Raw genomic sequence first — 17,927 nt, 5'->3', positions numbered from 1 at the left:
CACGCCCCAGAAAAGGATCACCGGGGGAAACTCCCCCCAAAGGCTGATGAACTGGATATTTACCTGTTGCTAGATTTGCCCTATGCCTGTGCCCTCCGCCCCGAAGACGCCGCCAGTTCAGCCGAATCCGCCAGAACCTAGCCCCGCTGCCGCCCTCCCACTGAGCACCGCCAGCAAATCGTGGCGCTTCGCGGGAGCGCTCGTTGGACTTTTCATCCTGAGTATCGGTCAGGTCATCAGCACCAACGATTGGTACCCGCTCGGCTCGCTCTCTCAGTACTCGTACGGACGCCCGCTGAATGCTCCCACCAAGGCAATCCGGATCATTGCCACCACCACGGATGGTGAGGAAATGCGCGTTCCTCTGAACCCCAAGGGCGTAGGCGTGGGTCGTGCGGAGATTGAGGGTCAGGTGACCGAGATCCTAGCCGACCCGTCGCGACTCGAGGGCATAGCTCGAGCTTGGCATGGCCTCCACCCGCATCGGCCACAGTTCGTCCAGCTGCGTATGGAGCGCACAATCTCCTACATCGAGAACGGCAAGCCCACTGGAGAGTATGACGTCGAGTTCCTCACCGAATGGACCGTCAAGGGGAACTACGGAGAGCAACCATGAGCAACACAGAACTCACACAGCAAGACGTGAGTGAATCGTCGAGAATCAGGCGCGCAGCAGGCAGGTTTATAGGCTGGGCCTTTCCCGAGGTGCCACTCGCCAGAGTGGCCGTCTTCCGGGTCTTGATCTACGGGTTTGTCATCTGGGACGTCCTGTACCTGACCAACGACGTCATCCCACACGGCTACGCGCCGGAACTCTACGACCCCACGTGGATCGGCCGCAACCTGCCGTTCCCGGAGCCGAGCGTCCTCTCGGCGACCATCATGCAGTGGGCGTTGATCGTATTCTGCCTGCTCGCCATGGCAAACGTGCTGCCCCGCATCGCAGGGTGGGCTGTGGCCGTACTGTTCCTGGCGTGGATGGCCAACTCGCAGGGATTCTCGTACGTCTCGCACGACCACATGGCACTCCAGGTCACCACATGGGTTCTGCCCACCGTGGGCGCGGCAGGATTCTTTGACCGCCGCGAATCACAGGCCGCCGGCTGGGAGCTACGCGTCACCCAGGTGTGCACGGTGCTGACGTACTTTGGCTCGGTGTTCTCGAAGATCTTCACCAACGGCTCGCTCTGGGCTTGGCCCAACTCCGCCGTATTTACCTGGGCGTTTATGCGCCGCGGCTCCGTGCTGGTGACGTGGACCCTCGAGTACCCCGCACTGCTCAAGGTCGCGCAGTGGGGGCTCTACCTCATCGAGATCTTCTCCGTGGCAGTGTTCTGGATGAAGGGGAAGTGGCAGTACGCCTTCATCTGCCTGTTCTTCCTCTTCCACACCGCAACGTTCTTTGCGCTGGGCATCCACTTCCTGCCAACTGTTGTGTGCTGGTTCGCTTTCTTCCCGCTCGAAAAGATGCCACCGTTCCTCAAGAACGTGTGGGGCCGAGTGCGTGGAGTCAGCCGATAGCCCAGAACACGTCCGTGATGTTCTGCTCTGGGTCGCCGCCCGGTTCGGTCACGTACTGCTCCCAGGAGACCGTGCCGGGAGTGTAGCCGTTGTTCACAAGCCAGGAACGGATGTGTGAGTACACCGCGGGGAGCTGCTCGTAGGACCCGCGGAAGCGCACCTTGGCGGCTGGACCTCCGGGAAGTGCGAACGCCACGACCTCGCCGTCATCTGACACTGGCCCCGCAACAGGTACTGCGGCACCCAGTTCAATGGTGGCTGTAGGGGCACAGAACGAGATGCCCATGGGTGCGCCAGCTGGGGCAATCCCGCGCGCGCCCAGCGACCCAAAAAGGAGAGGGTAGGCACGGCCATAGAAAGCGGGGATCTTGTCTACCTCAACTACGGCGCGCACCATTGCGACGTCCTGCGCGGAACCAATCACGACCTGAGGCTCAGGAAAGCCCTGACCTCCAGAAACAGCTGGCATGCCAAACCCCTTACGAATCGACCGATCTGACCCCATTAGGGTAACCAGACACTGTGACATCGCACGAGGTCAAGAGCGAAAAAACGGCCAAAGACACCCTCAAGGCCCGAATTTCACCCGCCCTGGCGCTCGACATGAGCTGCTGGCCGGTTTTAGTCAAACTCCGACGTACGGAACCGGTTCGTGGAAGACCTCTTTGAGGACTCGCTGCGCGGCAAACTTGCCGGAGAGGCCATGCACGCCAGGCCCTGGTGGAGTCGACGATGAGCACAGGTACGCGCCCGGAACCCCCAGCGAGTACGGATTGATCCGCGCTGTGGGCCGCGCAAACATCTGCCACAGGGTGGCTGCGCCCCCCGCAATGTCCCCGCCGATGTAGTTGATGTTGTGCTCCGCCATCTGCGATGCCGGAGTGGAATGACTCGCGACGATTGTGTCCCGGAATCCCGGAGCGAACCGTTCGATCTGGCGCACGATTGCCTCGGTTGCATCCACCGGTGATCCCGCTGGAACGTGTGCGTAGGTCCACAAGGGCCGATATCCGTCGACCACGCGGGTCTCGTCCACGACGCCTGGGTCACTGAGGAGGACGACCGGCTGTTCGGCGAGTTTCCCTCGTGCGATCTGTGCTTCCGCGCGCGCGAGCTCGGCCCGCGTCCCACCAATGTGGACTGTTCCTGCGCGGCCGATCTCCGCGACCTTCCATGGGACCGGCTCAGAGAGCACGAAGTCGACCTTAGCGGCAGCGCTTCCGTACTTGAACTTGCGCAGATCTCCCGCAAGGTCGTCCGGAATCGACGTGCCGAGGATTTCGAGGGCGCCGCGCGGTGTCGTATCGAACAGGTACGCCTGCGCGGAGGGCAGATCCGCGCGCGATTTTACGTCGTGGCCAGTTAGCACCTCCCCGCCGTGTGCAACCAGATCGCGGTAGAGGGCGTCGGTGATGCTGCCGGTTCCACCCCGTGGAATGGGCCAGCCGTGCGAGTGTGCGAGAGCGCCCAGCATAAGCGCCGTGCCAGCGGCCGCGAAGCTCGGCATGGGGCCGATAGCGTGGGCCGCTACGCCCGAAAGAAGCGCCGGCGCCACGTCCCCCGTGAAACGCCGGTTCCACAGCCGCGTGCCCTGTTCAAGGGCCGCTAAGCCAAAACGTGCCATGCCATAGAACTCCCGCAGCATGTGCGGGGTGATCGACCTTTTGTCTCCGAGAGCAGCGGCGATAACTGCGTCGGGGTGCTCTGCCAAAGGGCCAAGGAGTGCCTTCCATGCAGCGCCGTCGGCGCCGAGCCCCTCGGCGGTGCGATCGATGTCACGGTAGGCGAGGCCGGCCCTATCCAGGGTGACGGGCTGCGCGTATTGCACCTCCGGCTCGAGGAGCTCAACACCGCGCGAGGCTAGGTCAAATTCGCGGAAGAACGGGGACGCGACACCCATAGGATGGACTGCGGAGCAGATGTCATGGACGATTCCCGTGCGAAGGCCCAGGTCCGCAGTGCGAGCGCCGCCGCCAATTGTCTCGTTGCGTTCCAGCACTCTCACCGAGAGGCCGGCCCGCGCGATCGTCACCGCAGCGGCAAGGCCGTTGGGTCCGCTTCCAACAACTACGACGTCGCATTCAACGCTCACGGGCTCTCCATCTGCACTAGGTTCCACCACGATAGCGCGCCAGAACCCCAGACCTGCCAAGGGCTGGAGTGCACGCAACATGACGAAGCCCAGCATATGTCACGCACATGCTGGGCTTAGTCGTCACAGCGAGACCGCGTTGAGTGGCCCCGAAGTTCGGCGGTTAAGACGATTACAGCGGGCGAACCTGCTCAGCCTGTGGGCCCTTCGCACCTTGGCCAACCTCAAACTCAACAGCCTGGCCCTCGTCGAGAGTGCGGTAGCCATCGGTCTGGATTGCGCTGAAGTGAACGAACAGATCCTGGTCACCCGATTCTGGGGTGATGAATCCGAAACCCTTTTCAGAGTTGAACCACTTGACGGTTCCCTGTGCCATGAATTGCTCCTTGCGTAATGCGGGGTTCTTCACGTCGTGGAAGCCCCGACCAGCAAGGTCATGGCTCCGGTGACTCACACTGAGCCTAGTAGGTGCGCGCCCCGATGAAAAGGGGGAAACCGCACCTTGTTACCAATTTGTGTTATCGGAGGACGACAGAGACGTCCGCGCGCAGCGTATCCGCGCTCACGACCTGTGGGATATCGAGAAGCTCTGCAACGCGCTCCGCGGTTGCCTTGTTATCAGCGCCCTTGTAATAGACCACCGAGGCGGTCGGCTTTTCGCCCTGATCAAAGTTGGCGGCTTCAACGGAGGTAAAGCCGTCCGTAGTGAGTTTCTCGGCGCCTCGCGCTGCCGCTCCCGTGACGGTCGATGCGTTGACCACCCGGACGCTTACGTTGCGGTTGATCTCAGCCGGAGCGTCTTCGGTGGGCTCATCCGATGGTTCCTCGGATGCGTCGGTTCCGCCTTCGGTTCCACCATCCGTAGTGGCACCATCTGTGGCCCCGTCACCCTCGGCGTCAGTTCCGTCGTCCGTGGCTCCTGCTTCAGGGTCCTCCGAACTGCCGTCGCTCTCGCCGGCGTCGTTGGTGCCGCCAGAGGTTACTTGGTCGATAAGGTCCCCGACCTTGGAGTCTGGCACCTGCATCAGGTAGTTGATTGCGCCGAGCCCGAGAGCGAACGTGATTGCGAAGACCGCGAGGAACGGCCACAGGCTGCTCCACGTGCTCCTCCCTGCACGGTGAACACCGGCACGCTCGATAGCGCCGTTGGGCAGGTTGAACTCGTCCGCTGGGTACTCAGGCTTCCTCTTACTCACGGCCTAAGAATATCCACAACCCAATCGAAAACGGCAACGCTTCACCAACTTTCCACGAGATCACCGGTCACACTCCGGTGGCCAGGCATTCTGCGGCATTCCGCGCGCTGCGCGTGGCCAGGGTGGTTGCGCGGGCCATATGCAGCGTGCTCATCGCCCTCGCGATGACTCGTCACGCCCAGTCACGCCCTCGAGTCCGCGCACGGTACGCGAGCACCTTGGCCACTGTTGCGGGGGCGTACTGCGCTGCCTGGGGAGTCCGCACGAGGGCAGCCAGTCGCAGGTAATACTGCGTGGGAGGCATCTGCAGTTCGATGCCTATCGCCCGTTCCTTGATGGCTGTCTTCTTCCACAGCCGGCTCTCGAAGTCGAGGATTGCGCGATCAAGATCGCTCAGTTGGTCAACATCCGCGGGCGAGGGCACGTGAGTGTCTGGTTCCGGCTCGTGCTCGGGACGTGCATCAGAGTCTAGTTCTGCAGCTGGTTCTGCAGCTTGTTCGACGTCCAGATCCGCGCCCACATCCCAGGGCTCGCATTGCGCGCCTTCCGCTGGCTCTGGTTCGCTCGCCGTACTTTCCCTGGTGTCCTTCGTGTTGCTCACCCTTCAACGGTAACCTCATTGGGTGGCTTCCCCTGAATCGCGCAACCCTGGCAAACTCCAAGACGTTCCAGACCTCGACTGGCTCCTCAATGAGCAGGGAGTCTCTCCCACCTGGTCCGAAGCGCTGGCCCCCGTTGCCGGCGAGATCCGCAGGCTCATGGAGAGCCTGTATCCCGGGCCTGCTGAGGCGCCGACTCTCCCCTCACGCGATAACGCCCTGCGCGCATTTCACTCCGACTTCTCCCGGATCCGCGTGGTGATCGTGGGACAGGACCCCTATCCCACGCCCGGAGACGCTGTGGGACTGTCGTTTTCGGTCGCCCCACACTCCCGAGTTCCTCGATCCCTCACCAACATTTTTGCCGAGCTCCACGACGACCTTGGCCTTGCCACCCCCGCGAACGGAGATCTCAGCGCTTGGGCCCAGCAGGGCGTCCTGCTCCTCAACCGCGTCCTGACTGTGCCTGCAGGGCAGGCCGGCGGACACCGCCGTCTTGGCTGGGAGGGCGTCACGGACGCCGCGCTGCGCGCGCTCGCCGCTCGTCCACAGCCGCCCGTGGTGGTCCTGTGGGGCAATGACGCAGCCAAGCTGCTCCCCCTTATTCACGACGATTCTCTCGCCATTTTGTCCCCGCACCCCAGTCCGCTCTCTGCTCGCCGGGGATTCTTCGGGTCCAAGCCCTTCTCTCGGATCAACGAGATTCTTCTGTCGCGGGGAGAGGAACCCATCGATTGGACGCTCCCGCCTGCACGCGGCGCAGAAGCAGGTGGGACGCTGTTCTAGGTCGAGGGCGAGGAGCGTTTCACGGGCGCCGCACGCCACTTCGCCTTGCGGGTAGTTGCGGACGCGGACGTACGATGTTCCAGTGACTCTTCATCCTCAGACAACCGAAGACAGCCGTTCCGCGCCGCGCTGGGAGTCGTACGTGGCAATCGGAGACTCATTCTCCGAGGGCCTGTGGGACATTTCCCCCGTCGATCCCGAGAAGTGTCGTGGCTGGGCGGACCTCCTCGCAATGACCCTTTCCACTCGCCGGCAGGCCGCAGGTGAGTCTCCGCTTCGCTACGCAAACCTTGCCATCAGGGGCAAGCAGTTGGGCCCCATCATCGCAGAGCAGCTTGACGCCGCGATCGACATGAAGCCCGACCTCATCTCGATCATTGGCGGCGGGAACGACATCCTCCGCCCGCACGTCGACATCGACTCGATTGCGGCTCAGCTGGACCACGCCGTTGCCCGGGCGCGTGCAGCCGGAATCGACGTGCTCATGGGCACGGGTACCGACTTTGGCGGCCAAGGCTCGCTTGCGCTGACACGCTCCCGCGTAGCCCTGTACAACGCCCACATCTGGTCGATCGCGCAGCGCCGCGGTGCGTACGTCAAGGACATGTGGGGAACCCGCTCGGTCGCGGACCCACGCCTGTGGGCAGACGACCGCATCCACCTGACCACTCAGGGCCACCAGCTCGTGGCAGACATCGCGCTCGTGGGTCTGGGGCTGCGCCCGGAGAATCCCCGATACGCACAGCCACTCGACCCGAGCCCCGTTGCGTCCCTGGCCGATCGCACCCGCGGCAACATCGACTGGGCCAAGGTGCACGTGGGGCCGTGGATCAAGCGCCGCCTGACGGGTACGTCCTCCGGAGACAACCGCACGGCCAAATACCCCACGCTGGAAGAGGTTCGTTAGGAGAAGGGGTTGGGTGGGCGTGGAATGTCGAAGGCTCCTACCGCCACTCCACCTTTGGCCGTGCACTAACCTACGCGAGTGCCGCTCAGCGGCGGTGAGCGCCGTCCCCGCGCGACGGCACTCGCTGCAGGTGCACGGCACTCACGCGAAAGCCCCTGATCACCATGGTGATCAGGGGCTTTACTAGAGCCGCTTATCGGATTCGAACCGATGACCCTCGCATTACAAGTGCGATGCTCTGGCCAACTGAGCTAAAGCGGCGTGCTCTCGCGAACTCGACGAGTGCGAGTTATAGATTAACCAGAAGTTGCCATGGTTAGGAAATCGCGGGCCCCCAACCCGGAGGCGGACGGGCCGTACCGGCACCATGCAGCCACACCACGAAACCACCGTGAGTACAATGCGGGGCCGCGCCAGACGAGTTGTCCGGCGCGGCCCCGCATCAACTTCAGTGCTGGTCAGCCGGCCGCAATGGCCTCGTCAAGCCCTGCCTTGAATCCTTCGACATCGGTCCAGTTGATGTCCCAACGCTCACCGTTGAGGAAGAGCGCGGGGGTTCCGAAGTTGCCGTCGGCGTCGCGGAGCTTCTCGTTGTTGAGCGTGATGTTGGACGCGGCTTGCATGAAGCGCTCGTACTTGCCGGAGACCGCCTCGGAGATCTGCTCGTCAGTGGCGCCGGCAGCCTTCATGGCCTCTTTCATGGCGGTCTGTGACATGCCCGAGGCATTCTGCTGAGCAAACGCGGTCTGCGCGAACTTCATAGCAGCCTCTGGGTTGGAGTCGAGGAGTGCGACGAACGCGGAGCCGATCGTCACCGAGTGCTGCGAGCCGAGGATCGCAATTGGGTGGATACGGTACGCGAATTCACCTGTGTTGGCCTTTTCTACAAGCCATTCGGAGTTGAGTGCCTCGAAGTCTGCGCAGTGTGAGCACATGAAGTCGAGGTACAGGTCCAGGACTGGCACATCCGTGGGTGTAGTGCTCGTGGTCTTGCCAGCAAAGAACGTGAACCCACCTGAAGCATCCGAGGATGCCGGGACCTCTACATCAGAGGGGAAGGAGGTGACCGTTGGGTCAATGGGTTGCTTTTCCTGGCGCAGGATGAAGAAGGCCAAGAGCGCTACGACGACTACGCCAGCAATGACGCCGAGCAGAATGATCATGCGCGAACGCTGTTCGCGGCGCTCCTGTTCCCTTTGGATTTTGAGCGCGCGCTCGCGCGCTGCATCGCGACGAGCGGACTTACTCAGTCCGTCATTCTGGTTGGTCATAGTGTCCCTTTACGTTGTGTGACGATCCGGTGCGGTATGGTCCGCCGACCGTGTCCAATACAGCAGGTTTATCTCGCGACTACATTATGCGTGAAAACTGGGCGGTTCCTGAAGTGGCGCCCAGAGAGTTTCAGCCCCCATGGCCAACTGAAGTGCCACCAGTGTTATGACTGCCAAAAGGAGCAGCGCCACGATGAGTGTTGCCACTTTGCCTGGGAAAAGCGCTTGGACGGTGACCCGGCCGCCAACACGCGTGTGGTGAGTTACCGGCCCGAACCACACCATGAGGATGGCTGCGAGCGCCGCAACCGCCACAACGCCCTGGGTTGCCAGCAGTTCGTTGCTGGGGTTGTTGATGCTCGCCGCCCCTTGGACGGTCCACAGGAGCACCCCTCCGACCACGATGAAAGTACCCGCCGCTATGAGGAGGCTCGGAATGAGCCCCACAAACGCGCGCACGAAGTTCCAGGGCACGGCGAATCCCGCGCGCAGCCCGTCGCGCTTGGAGATCCCCTTGTACTCACGGCGTTCGTGGAAGCTGTCCCACGCAACGCCGACGGTCCGGAACACGATGAGGACCGCCACGAGCACCGCGCCCGCATAAGCCGGGACGAGCATCGCGGCTGCAGCAACAGCAAACAACCCGAGCGTCATGATCAGCGATCGGGTGGGCGGCTCGGGGCGCCTATAGCCCTCGTACTCGGGTTCCAACTCCCCCATCTCGAAGGGGCCGAGTGGGTCCCAGCCGCCCACATCCTGCGATTGTGGGGCACCGTACGGATCCGGCTGGTAGGAGGGCGGCCCGGGAACGGGGGCCAGCACTTGCGTCTGGTTCCAGTCCTGCGCGCCCTGTGCCGCGGGCATGACCCGCGTGGAACCAGCCGCATCGAGGACCTGCGTGGCTGGGTCGCCACCTGGTTGCGTCAGGCGTGGCGCCACTCGCGTGGCGTCGGTGTCGGGGAGGCCCGCCCCAAGACCTTGATACTCGACGATCTGGGTTGCGTTCCAGGTGCCCTCGTCCGGTTCGTGGAAGGGCGCGGATGCGTCGGGATTTTCCGCAGCATCGCGTAGTTCCTCAAGAACCTCGACCGGGTGCCAGCGGTACTCGGCCTTGACCGCGAGGGCACCGCGCAGTGCGACTGCTACTCGCTCGTCGAGACCGTCTACGTCAGCGCGCCCCGCCATCGCCCTGCCGAAGACTGTTTCGAACGAGCCGATTCCGAACGGTGGGCGCCCCGTTGCGGCGAAGACGACGACCGCCGCCCATCCCCACAGGTCGGTTGCGGCGCTTGGTGCGAGCCCATTGATGAGTTCTGGGGCGAGGTATCCCGGGGTGCCCACAACGAGGCCCGTTGCCGTTAGCCGTGGGTCCTGCATACCGTGGGCGATCCCGAAGTCGATGAGCACGGGGCCTTTCGAGCTCATGAGGACGTTGTTTGGCTTCATGTCTCGGTGCACCACGTGCGCGCCGTGGACTGCACTCAGCGCGTCGTAGAGCCGAGCGGCAAAGGCGTGAAGTTCCTCGGCTTCGAGCGGCCCGTGATCCGCCACGTAGGTCTCGAGGGTGGGGCCGTCGATGAGTTCGGTGACGATAAAGGTCTCGTCAGAGTCGGTTTCCACATCCAGCATTGCGGCAACTGCGGGGTGGTCGATCTTGCGCATTGCTGTGGCTTCACGAATAAGGCGGACTCGGAGTTCTTCGGCGTCGATGACAGAACTCCGCAGCATCTTGAATGCAACGGGCTGGCCGCCCCCATCCAGCGCACGGTACACAACCCCCATCGCGCCTGAACCCAGTTGGTTGACGATCCGATAGCCGCCTATTTCGGTGCCCGGCTCGAGCCCAATCCTCTCCATGTCTATACGTTATTCGCTCTTGGGGGAATACTTCCCCATTACTCGGCAGAAACTGTGAAGTCTCGATATGGTGACTGTGAATACAAGGAGTTGGTAAAGAATGAGCAAATCAGGTTTTGACCTTGTGATGGTCTCAAACCGCCTGCCAGTCGACATAACGCTGGATCATGCCGGCGACATCCAGTGGACGCGCTCGCCCGGTGGCCTTGTCACGGCTCTTGATCCAGTTGTCAAAAACTCAAAGGCAGCATGGGTCGGATGGAGTGGATCCCCCGATATAGAGCTAGACCCTTTCGAAGCCGACGGCACTCAACTCGTTCCCGTTGTCCTTTCCGCAGTCGAAGTCGAGCAGTACTATGAAGGTTTCTCAAACGACACCCTGTGGCCGCTCTACCACGACGTCATCGCCCCTCCTGCTTACCACCGCACCTGGTGGGAGGTATACAAGAGGGTCAATGCGCGCTTTGCCAACGCCGCCGCTGAGCAAGCCGCCGAGGGCGCGACCGTGTGGGTTCATGACTATCAGTTGCAGCTGGTCCCCGCACTCCTCCGTCAGTTCCGCCCTGACCTGAAGATCGGGTTCTTCAACCACATCCCGTTCCCCTCTTTCGATCTATTCCAGCAGCTCCCGTGGCGTCGTCAGATCCTCGACGGTCTGCTCGGCGCAGACGTCATCGGTTTCCAGCGCAAGACCGATGCCACGAACTTCCGCAGGTGCGTCCAGCTACTCACCGCAATCAATGCGCGTTCAGAGCGTTTCAAGGTGCCGACACACGCGGGTGCACCGCGCGAGATCCTCGCCCGTGCATTCCCGATCTCCATCGACTCCGCCGCCTTTGACGCGCTCGCACACACCCCGGAAGTCCAGGCACGCGCGCGGGAGATCCGGGAGGAACTGGGTAACCCAGACATCATCATGCTGGGCGTTGACCGCCTCGACTACACCAAGGGCATCCGACACCGCATCAAGGCCTACGGGGAGCTCCTGCGCGATGGCCGAGTGAGTGTAGAGGACTGCACGCTCGTCCAGGTCGCGAGCCCCAGCCGAGAAAACGTGGGGGCCTATCAGGAACTGCGCGAGCAGGTCGAGGGCCTCGTCGGGCGAATCGATGGCGAGTTCGGGCAGTTGGGACACACCGCGATCCACTACCTGCACCACTCCTACCCGCAGGAGGAGATGGCCGCGCTGTACCTCGCGTCGGACGTCATGCTCGTGACCTCACTGCGCGACGGCATGAACCTCGTGGCCAAGGAGTACGTAGCCGCGCGACACACCATGTCCGGCGCACTCGTCCTATCGGAGTTCACAGGAGCCGCCGATCAGCTCTCGGGGGCGATCCTCGTCAACCCTCACGACATCGACGGCATGAAGGACGCACTCATGCACGCCGCGCGAATGCCGGCGGCTGAGTCCCGCCGACGCATGAGGCGCCTGAGGCGCAAGGTCATGCAGGACGACGTGAGCAAGTGGGCACACTCGTTCCTCGACGCTCTTGCCAGCGCTCCCAGTCACGCCGATCCTGCGGAGAACGGCACCACAGACCCGTTAGCAACGCCACCGGACGCGCAGCCGGGAAGCTCCTCCTACCCTGCCGCCCACCCGGTCGCACCCTCCGCGGACGAGGCGCAATCGTCGAAAATCACTGCCTCATGAGGCAGTTGAACGGGGCGGCGCAGCGCGCCGCAGCAGCTTTCACCGCGCACCGCGGCCTCCTCATCATCGCGTCCGACTTTGACGGGGTGCTTGCACCCCTCGTGGACGACCCAACGGCGTCCCGCGTGCTGCCGCGCAGCGCGCGGGCGCTTGCCGCACTAGGAGGCGCCGACCCGAAGCGGGTCAGACTCGCTCTGGTATCGGGTCGCAGGCTGGCGGACCTAGCGGCTCTCGCAAGCCCTCCACCGGGGACCCTGCTCTACGGCACTCACGGCGCCGAGTCGGGCGTGATCGAAGAGGATGGCACGGTGAGCGCAGTGACGTCCGCCCTCACGGACCAGCAGCTCGCCACGCTAGAGGAACTACGCACCCACGCGGGGAAGATCAGCCAGAGCGCCCGAGGTGCCTGGCTCGAAAACAAGTCCACCTCGGTGGTTCTGCACACCCGACTTGCGGGTGAAAGTGACTCAGCCAGAATCGCAGCCGAGTTGCTGGCCTACTGCGAGGGCAAACCCGTGTTTGCTATGTCCGGCCACGACGTTGTTGAGGTCTCGGTGATCAAGGTGTCCAAGGGCAACGCCGTGGCGCAATTACGCGCTGATCTCGGTGCGAGCGCGGTGTTCTACATGGGTGATGATGTCACCGACGAGACCGTATTTAGGGTGCTCGACGGCCCCGATCTCGCCGTGAAGGTGGGGCCCGGAGTCACCGCAGCGGGCGAGCGGGTACAGGATCCAGACGAAGCGTCATTACTTCTTGAAGTTATTGCTGATATGGTGACCAAGGATCGTGGTTGAATCAATCACACTCCACACAACTAAACATCGTGTCAACGCGGACATTCCCCCTTCTGCAGGAGGGCTGAACGCGTGCACACCCATCACAACGGATCGTCCGGCACGTACCTGCCGGTGAAGGGATGTAGCACAAAATGGCTACCGTAACCTATGACCACGCGTCGCGCATTTACCCAGGCACCGAGCGTCCAGCTGTTGACCAGCTGAACCTCCACATCGAAGACGGCGAGTTCCTCGTACTCGTTGGTCCTTCCGGATGTGGAAAGTCCACCTCGCTGCGTATGCTCGCTGGTCTCGAGGACGTCAACCAGGGTCGAATCCTCATCGGTGACCGCGACGTCACCGACGTTCAGCCCAAGGACCGCGACATCGCGATGGTCTTCCAGAACTACGCTCTCTACCCACACATGACCGTGGCAGACAACATGGGCTTCGCGCTCAAGATTGCCGGCGTCAACAAGGCAGAGATCCGTCAGCGCGTTGAGGAAGCTGCAAAGATCCTCGACCTCACTGAGTACCTCGACCGCAAGCCAAAGGCACTCTCCGGTGGTCAGCGCCAGCGTGTTGCAATGGGCCGCGCAATCGTTCGTCAGCCACAGGTGTTCCTCATGGACGAGCCACTGTCCAACCTCGACGCCAAGCTCCGTGTGCAGACCCGTACGCAGATCGCTTCGCTCCAGCGCCGTCTCGGTGTCACCACCGTGTACGTTACGCACGACCAGACTGAGGCACTCACTATGGGTGACCGCATTGCAGTCCTCAAGGACGGTGTGCTCCAGCAGGTTGGCACCCCACGCGAAATGTACGACACCCCAGCGAACGTGTTCGTTGCAGGCTTCATCGGCTCCCCAGCCATGAACCTCGGCACCTTCACCGTAAACAACGGCGTTGCGGAGATCGGCGACTCGCGTCTGCCAATCACCCGTGACGCAATCTCCTCGCTATCCGAGGCCGACGGTGGCAAGATCACCATCGGTTTCCGCCCAGAGTCGCTCGACCTCGTCTCTGCATCTGACCCGGCGGCACTCGCAGTTCAGGTCAACATCGTTGAGGAGCTCGGATCGGACGCATACGTCTACGGTTCGCTCAAGACCTCTGAAGGCGACCAGGACGTCATCGTCCGCGTCAACCCACGCACCGCTCCTGAGAAGGGTGAGTTCATCCACGTGGCAATCAAGCCAGGTGCTGAGCACGTCTTCGCTCCAAGCTCCGGCGCACGCATCGCCTCGATCTGATCTAGGCACAGCGCTGGGTTAACCAGAAGCACATGAAAAGGTGGGTGGGCCACACGGCCTGCCCACCTTTTCGTTACCCCGACTAGACTTGCTCCAGAGATTCTTCCCCGTTCCAAGGACCCCGCAATGCCACAAACACTCCAGATTACCGCTGCGCACCCGGACCCGGCGCTCCTGTCACTGCCGTGGGACATTCCACTTGAGGACTGGCCCAACGAGGTGCTCGCCGCGCTGCCTCGCGGTATCTCCCGCCACGTGGTGAGGTTTGTGAAGCTCTCCGGGCAGGTCCTCGCGGTCAAGGAAATCGGCGAGACCGTCGCATTCAACGAGTACGAGCTACTGCGCCAACTCTCCAAGACTGACGTCCCTTCTGTGGAGCCCGTGGGCGTTATCACCGGACGCAAGGACAAGAATGGTGAGCGCCTCGAGGCTGTGCTCATCACCAAGCACCTACAGTTCTCCCTGCCTTACCGTTCGCTGTATAGCCAGACGCTCCAGCCCGACACCGAGTCGCGCCTCATCGACGCCCTCGCCGTGCTCATGGTCCGCCTCCACCTCATCGGCTTCTACTGGGGCGACGTGTCGCTGTCGAACACCCTGTTCCGCCGAGACGCCGAGACGTTTGCAGCCTGGCTTGTGGACGCCGAGACCGGCCAGCTCCTCCCCCGCCTCTCCGACGGCCAGCGCAACTACGACATTGACTTGGCGCGCACCAACATCATCGGCGAACTCATGGACCTTCAGGCCGGCGAGATGATTGATGAGGACGTGGACGTCATCGCGATCGGCGACGCCCTCAAGCAGCGCTACAACGAACTGTGGAGCGCGCTGCATGACAAGGAAGAGTTTGACGCGGACGAGCCGTGGCTCGTGGCCCAGCACATCGAGTACCTCAACTCGCTCGGCTTCGACGTGGACGAGCTCGAGATGACCACGGACATCGACGGCACAACAGTGATGATCCAACCCAAGATCGTGGACGCCGGCCACCACGCACGCCGGCTCATGCACTTGACCGGCCTCGACGTCCAAGAGAACCAGGCCCGCCGCCTGCTCAACGATCTCGAGCACTACCGCGCAATCACGGACCGCCAAAAAGACGAGATCGAGTTTGTGGCGCACGACTGGCTGGCCCAAGTTTTCGAGCCCACCGTTCAGGCCGTGCCCCGCGAACTACGCAAGAAGCTCGAGCCCGCACAACTGTTCCATGAGATCCTCGACCACCGCTGGTTCCTTTCCGAGCAGCAGCGCCGCGACGTCCCCATGTCCGAGGTCGTAGACAGCTACATCCACACCGTCCTACGCAACCGCCCGGACGAAATGTCCATCCTCGGGCTCGCTCCAGAAGACGCCGACCTGCAGGAATAGTTCAGCCGTATACGCGTGTGGCCGGGCACCCAATGGGTGCCCGGCCACACGTGCTTTCGCACCACCTGATAAACGACGATCTTGGCTGAGAACCAGCCTCAATCGTCGAAAATCAGATGCCGCGCAGGGATCAGGATTCGGAACGAGCCTTTGCGATCTCGTACAGGGTGATACCGGCGGCCACGCCGGCGTTCAGCGACTCGACTGCCGCGGCGATTGGGATCGAGGCGATCGCGTCGCAGGTCTCGCGCACGAGGCGAGACAGTCCCTTGCCCTCGGAGCCCACCACAATGACAACTGGGTCCGTTGCGAACGGGATCTCTGCGACGTTGGTGTCCCCGCCACCGTCTAGCCCTACCACGAAGCAGCCGGCCTTCTTGAGCTCGCCGAGTGCGCGCACGAGGTTGGTCTCGCGGGCAACTGGGACGTGAGCCGCGGCTCCGGCCGAGACCTTCCACGCGGAGGCAGTCACGCCTGCGGCGCGACGCTCGGGCACGAGCACACCGTGCGCACCAAACGCACCAGCGGAACGCAGGACGGCACCCAGGTTACGTGGGTCAGTCACGGAGTCGAGCGCAACGATAAGGGCTGGCTCGTCCGCAGCAGCAGCACGGTCGAGGAGGTCGTCCACGTCGGAGTACTCGTAGGGAGGAACGCCCACGACCATGCCCTGGTGGACCGAGCCGTCGGTCATGTGGTCGAGCTCATTCTTGGAGGTCTCGAACACGGGGATGGAGCGGAGTGCGGCGATCTCAAGGATCTCCTTGGTGCGGTCGTCGTGGTCCAGGCGAACCGCGATGAACAGCTTGGTCACGGGCATGTTTGCGCGCAGGGCTTCGAGCACCGAGTTACGGCCTGCCACGTACTCGCTGACCTTGTCGCCGGCAAAGTTCGACTTGCGGGCGCGTGGGCGGTTGCGCTCGCGCGCAGCCTCAAGGCGCTCAGCGGCAGCCTTGCGCTTACCTGCTGGGTGCCAAGTGCGGTCCTCGGCCTTTGGCGTGGCACCGCGACCCTCGAGAGCCTGACGGCCGTTGCCGCCCGTGCCCTTAGTTGCACCCTTCTTGGTGCTTGCCTTGCGCGTCGCACCGCGACGCTGGGAGTTACCTGCCATGAAAGTAATGGCCTTCCTAAAGTCTTTGTATCTTTGTGTGGGGCCTCAGGCGAGCGACCAGCGCGCGCCCGTGGCGGAGTCTTCAACAACGATTCCGGCCGCAGCCAGGGAATCACGGATAGCGTCCGCGGTGGCGAAGTCGCGGTCCTTACGCGCCTGAACGCGTGCCTGAATCTGCGAGGCCACGAGCGAATCCAGTGCCCGTGCGGACTTGTCGTCGCCCGCTTCTTGTGACCATGCGGCAGGGTCAAGACCAAAGGTGTCCAGCATTGCGCGCAGAGCAACCAGGTGTGTACGGGCCGATTTGGTGTCACCCGAGGCGAGCGCGGAGTTGCCAGCCTTAAGGTGCTCGTGGACCACGGCAAGGCCCACGGAAACGTTGAGGTCATCGTTCATCGCGTCCGTGAATGCAGCCGGGAGCTCAGCCGCCGCCACTTCCTCGAACGACACGTCACCGACTACCTCGGACGCGCGGTCGACGAAACCGCTGAAGCGGTCCCACATCGCGTTGGCGTCAGCCACGGTGTCCGGGGTCCACTCCAGCATGGAGCGGTAGTGAACGGTTGCAAGCGCGTACCGCAGCACGGCAGCGCGCGTGTTCTCGAGAACCTCTGAAACCAGCAGCCCGTTCCCGAGCGACTTGGACATCTTGGTCCCGCCTTGGGTCACCCACGCGGAGTGCATCCAGAAGTTTGCAAAGTCGTAGCCGGCGGCCTTGGACTGCGCCTGCTCGTTCTCGTGGTGAGGGAAACGCAGGTCGAGTCCACCACCGTGGATGTCGAACGCCTCTCCCAGGTAGCGTTTGGCCATTGCCGAGCACTCCAAGTGCCAGCCAGGACGACCCGTGCCATACGGGGTGGGCCACTGGGCGGTAGCTGGCTCGGCTGGCTTGGCGGCCTTCCACAGCGCGAAGTCGCGGGGGTCGCGCTTGAGCGAAACCTCATCCTCGTCTTCCGAAGGCAGTGCGTCATCGATCTGCTGGTTAGTCAGCGAGCCGTAGGACTGCCACGAACGCGTATCAAAGTACACGTTGCCCTCGCCGGCCTGGTACGCGTGGCCGCGCTCAACCAAACGGTCCATGAGCTCGATCATGTCGAGTATGTGTGCCGTAGCGTGAGGCTCAAACGTGGGGCGCAGATTTCCCAACGCGTCGTACGCGTCCGTGAAGGCGCGCTCGTCGATCGCGGCCCACGCCCACCATTCGGTGTCGTTCGCAGCAGACTTGGAGATGATCTTGTCATCGATATCGGTGACGTTGCGAATGTAGGTGACGTCCAGCCCCGTCCGCTTGAGCCAGCGTACGAGCACGTCAAAGGCCACCGCGGAGCGCATATGCCCGATGTGGGGCGGTGCCTGCACCGTGGCGCCACACACGTACATGCCCACTTTGCCCGTTACTCGAGGTTCGAAAGTGCGCACCTGGCGCGTTGCCGTGTCAAAGAGCCGTAAAGTCACCGGTCCAGTTTACCTGCTAGCGCGGATTCTTCCGGTTTGGTGAGGCTAATCATGCCGGTGGTCGTGGCCGTTTGCTAC

The 17,927-nt window shown here is 62.8% G+C and carries 17 protein-coding genes and 1 tRNA gene; 8 read left to right on the top strand and 10 right to left on the bottom strand.

What is annotated here, in order from left to right; genetic code table 11:
* The first annotated feature begins 82 nt into the window (after positions 1 to 82).
* The gene (locus tag HGSM_RS11515) at positions 83 to 616 is read left to right on the top strand and encodes a hypothetical protein (RefSeq protein WP_019148920.1); all 534 of its coding nucleotides are present in this window, start codon (positions 83 to 85) and stop codon (positions 614 to 616) included.
* The gene (locus tag HGSM_RS11510) at positions 613 to 1,521 is read left to right on the top strand and encodes a hypothetical protein (RefSeq protein ID WP_019148919.1); all 909 of its coding nucleotides are present in this window, start codon (positions 613 to 615) and stop codon (positions 1,519 to 1,521) included. Before HGSM_RS11515 ends, HGSM_RS11510 begins: the two co-directional genes overlap by 4 nt.
* Here the strand turns inward: HGSM_RS11510 and HGSM_RS11505 are convergent.
* The 5 genes from HGSM_RS11505 to HGSM_RS14200 form a co-directional block, all read right to left on the bottom strand.
* A complete protein-coding gene (locus HGSM_RS11505) occupies positions 1,511 to 1,990 on the bottom strand; it encodes a GyrI-like domain-containing protein (RefSeq protein WP_019148918.1) in 480 nt (159 codons plus the stop codon). The two genes, HGSM_RS11510 and HGSM_RS11505, sit on opposite strands and share 11 nt — an antisense overlap.
* A 156-nt stretch (positions 1,991 to 2,146) precedes the next feature.
* Positions 2,147 to 3,613, bottom strand: a complete 1,467-nt coding sequence (locus tag HGSM_RS11500; RefSeq protein WP_040595210.1) for a phytoene desaturase family protein — start codon at positions 3,611 to 3,613, stop codon at positions 2,147 to 2,149.
* 172 nt (positions 3,614 to 3,785) lie between these two features.
* Positions 3,786 to 3,989, bottom strand: coding sequence for a cold-shock protein (locus HGSM_RS11495; protein WP_019148916.1), 204 nt, complete (start codon positions 3,987 to 3,989; stop codon positions 3,786 to 3,788).
* Between the two features lie 142 nt (positions 3,990 to 4,131).
* A complete protein-coding gene (locus HGSM_RS13875) occupies positions 4,132 to 4,809 on the bottom strand; it encodes a LytR C-terminal domain-containing protein (protein ID WP_019148915.1) in 678 nt (225 codons plus the stop codon).
* A 172-nt stretch (positions 4,810 to 4,981) separates the two neighbouring features.
* Positions 4,982 to 5,410: a DUF3263 domain-containing protein gene (locus HGSM_RS14200; RefSeq protein ID WP_019148914.1), complete on the bottom strand. Its 429-nt coding sequence runs from the start codon at positions 5,408 to 5,410 to the stop codon at positions 4,982 to 4,984.
* Positions 5,411 to 5,432: 22 nt separating this feature from the next.
* On the opposite strand from HGSM_RS14200, the gene HGSM_RS11480 reads away from it, so the two are divergent.
* Both HGSM_RS11480 and HGSM_RS11475 read left to right on the top strand, forming a co-directional pair.
* On the top strand, positions 5,433 to 6,194 hold the full coding sequence (locus HGSM_RS11480) for a uracil-DNA glycosylase (RefSeq protein ID WP_019148913.1): 762 nt from the start codon (positions 5,433 to 5,435) through the stop codon (positions 6,192 to 6,194).
* 82 nt (positions 6,195 to 6,276) lie between these two features.
* On the top strand, positions 6,277 to 7,101 hold the full coding sequence (locus tag HGSM_RS11475) for an SGNH/GDSL hydrolase family protein (RefSeq protein ID WP_051009858.1): 825 nt from the start codon (positions 6,277 to 6,279) through the stop codon (positions 7,099 to 7,101).
* 187 nt (positions 7,102 to 7,288) lie between these two features.
* Here HGSM_RS11475 and HGSM_RS11470 read toward each other — a convergent pair.
* The 3 genes from HGSM_RS11470 to HGSM_RS11460 form a co-directional block, all read right to left on the bottom strand.
* A tRNA-Thr gene (locus tag HGSM_RS11470) sits at positions 7,289 to 7,362 on the bottom strand.
* Positions 7,363 to 7,559: 197 nt separating this feature from the next.
* Positions 7,560 to 8,372, bottom strand: coding sequence for a DsbA family protein (locus HGSM_RS11465; protein WP_019148911.1), 813 nt, complete (start codon positions 8,370 to 8,372; stop codon positions 7,560 to 7,562).
* A gap of 84 nt (positions 8,373 to 8,456) precedes the next feature.
* A complete protein-coding gene (locus HGSM_RS11460; RefSeq protein WP_019148910.1) occupies positions 8,457 to 10,229 on the bottom strand; it encodes a serine/threonine protein kinase in 1,773 nt (590 codons plus the stop codon).
* Between the two features lie 100 nt (positions 10,230 to 10,329).
* Between HGSM_RS11460 and HGSM_RS11455 the strand changes: the two genes are divergently transcribed.
* The 4 genes from HGSM_RS11455 (at position 10,330) to HGSM_RS11440 (ending at position 15,283) form a co-directional block, all read left to right on the top strand.
* Positions 10,330 to 11,883 carry an alpha,alpha-trehalose-phosphate synthase (UDP-forming) gene (locus tag HGSM_RS11455; protein WP_019148909.1) on the top strand — a complete coding sequence of 518 codons (1,554 nt, stop codon included), beginning with the start codon at positions 10,330 to 10,332 and terminating at the stop codon, positions 11,881 to 11,883.
* Positions 11,880 to 12,680, top strand: a complete 801-nt coding sequence (gene otsB / locus HGSM_RS11450) for a trehalose-phosphatase (RefSeq protein ID WP_040595129.1) — start codon at positions 11,880 to 11,882, stop codon at positions 12,678 to 12,680. The genes HGSM_RS11455 and otsB overlap by 4 nt, the downstream gene beginning before the upstream one ends.
* A gap of 134 nt (positions 12,681 to 12,814) precedes the next feature.
* The gene (locus tag HGSM_RS11445) at positions 12,815 to 13,915 is read left to right on the top strand and encodes an ABC transporter ATP-binding protein (RefSeq protein ID WP_019148907.1); all 1,101 of its coding nucleotides are present in this window, start codon (positions 12,815 to 12,817) and stop codon (positions 13,913 to 13,915) included.
* 126 nt (positions 13,916 to 14,041) lie between these two features.
* Entirely contained in the window at positions 14,042 to 15,283 is a 1,242-nt protein-coding gene (locus tag HGSM_RS11440; protein WP_019148906.1) for a DUF4032 domain-containing protein, read from the top strand.
* Positions 15,284 to 15,413: 130 nt separating this feature from the next.
* On the opposite strand, the gene rlmB is transcribed toward HGSM_RS11440, so the two are convergent.
* Complete coding sequence (gene rlmB / locus HGSM_RS11435) at positions 15,414 to 16,394, bottom strand: 23S rRNA (guanosine(2251)-2'-O)-methyltransferase RlmB (RefSeq protein ID WP_019148905.1); 981 nt, start codon at positions 16,392 to 16,394, stop codon at positions 15,414 to 15,416.
* Between the two features lie 45 nt (positions 16,395 to 16,439).
* The gene (gene cysS, locus HGSM_RS11430) at positions 16,440 to 17,849 is read right to left on the bottom strand and encodes a cysteine--tRNA ligase (RefSeq protein WP_040595128.1); all 1,410 of its coding nucleotides are present in this window, start codon (positions 17,847 to 17,849) and stop codon (positions 16,440 to 16,442) included.
* Between the last annotated feature and the right edge of the window lie 78 nt (positions 17,850 to 17,927).

This window comes from Timonella senegalensis JC301, from assembly GCF_000312125.1.
Lineage (GTDB): Bacteria > Actinomycetota > Actinomycetes > Actinomycetales > Cellulomonadaceae > Timonella > Timonella senegalensis.
This window is presented reverse-complemented; position numbering and strand designations above follow the sequence as displayed.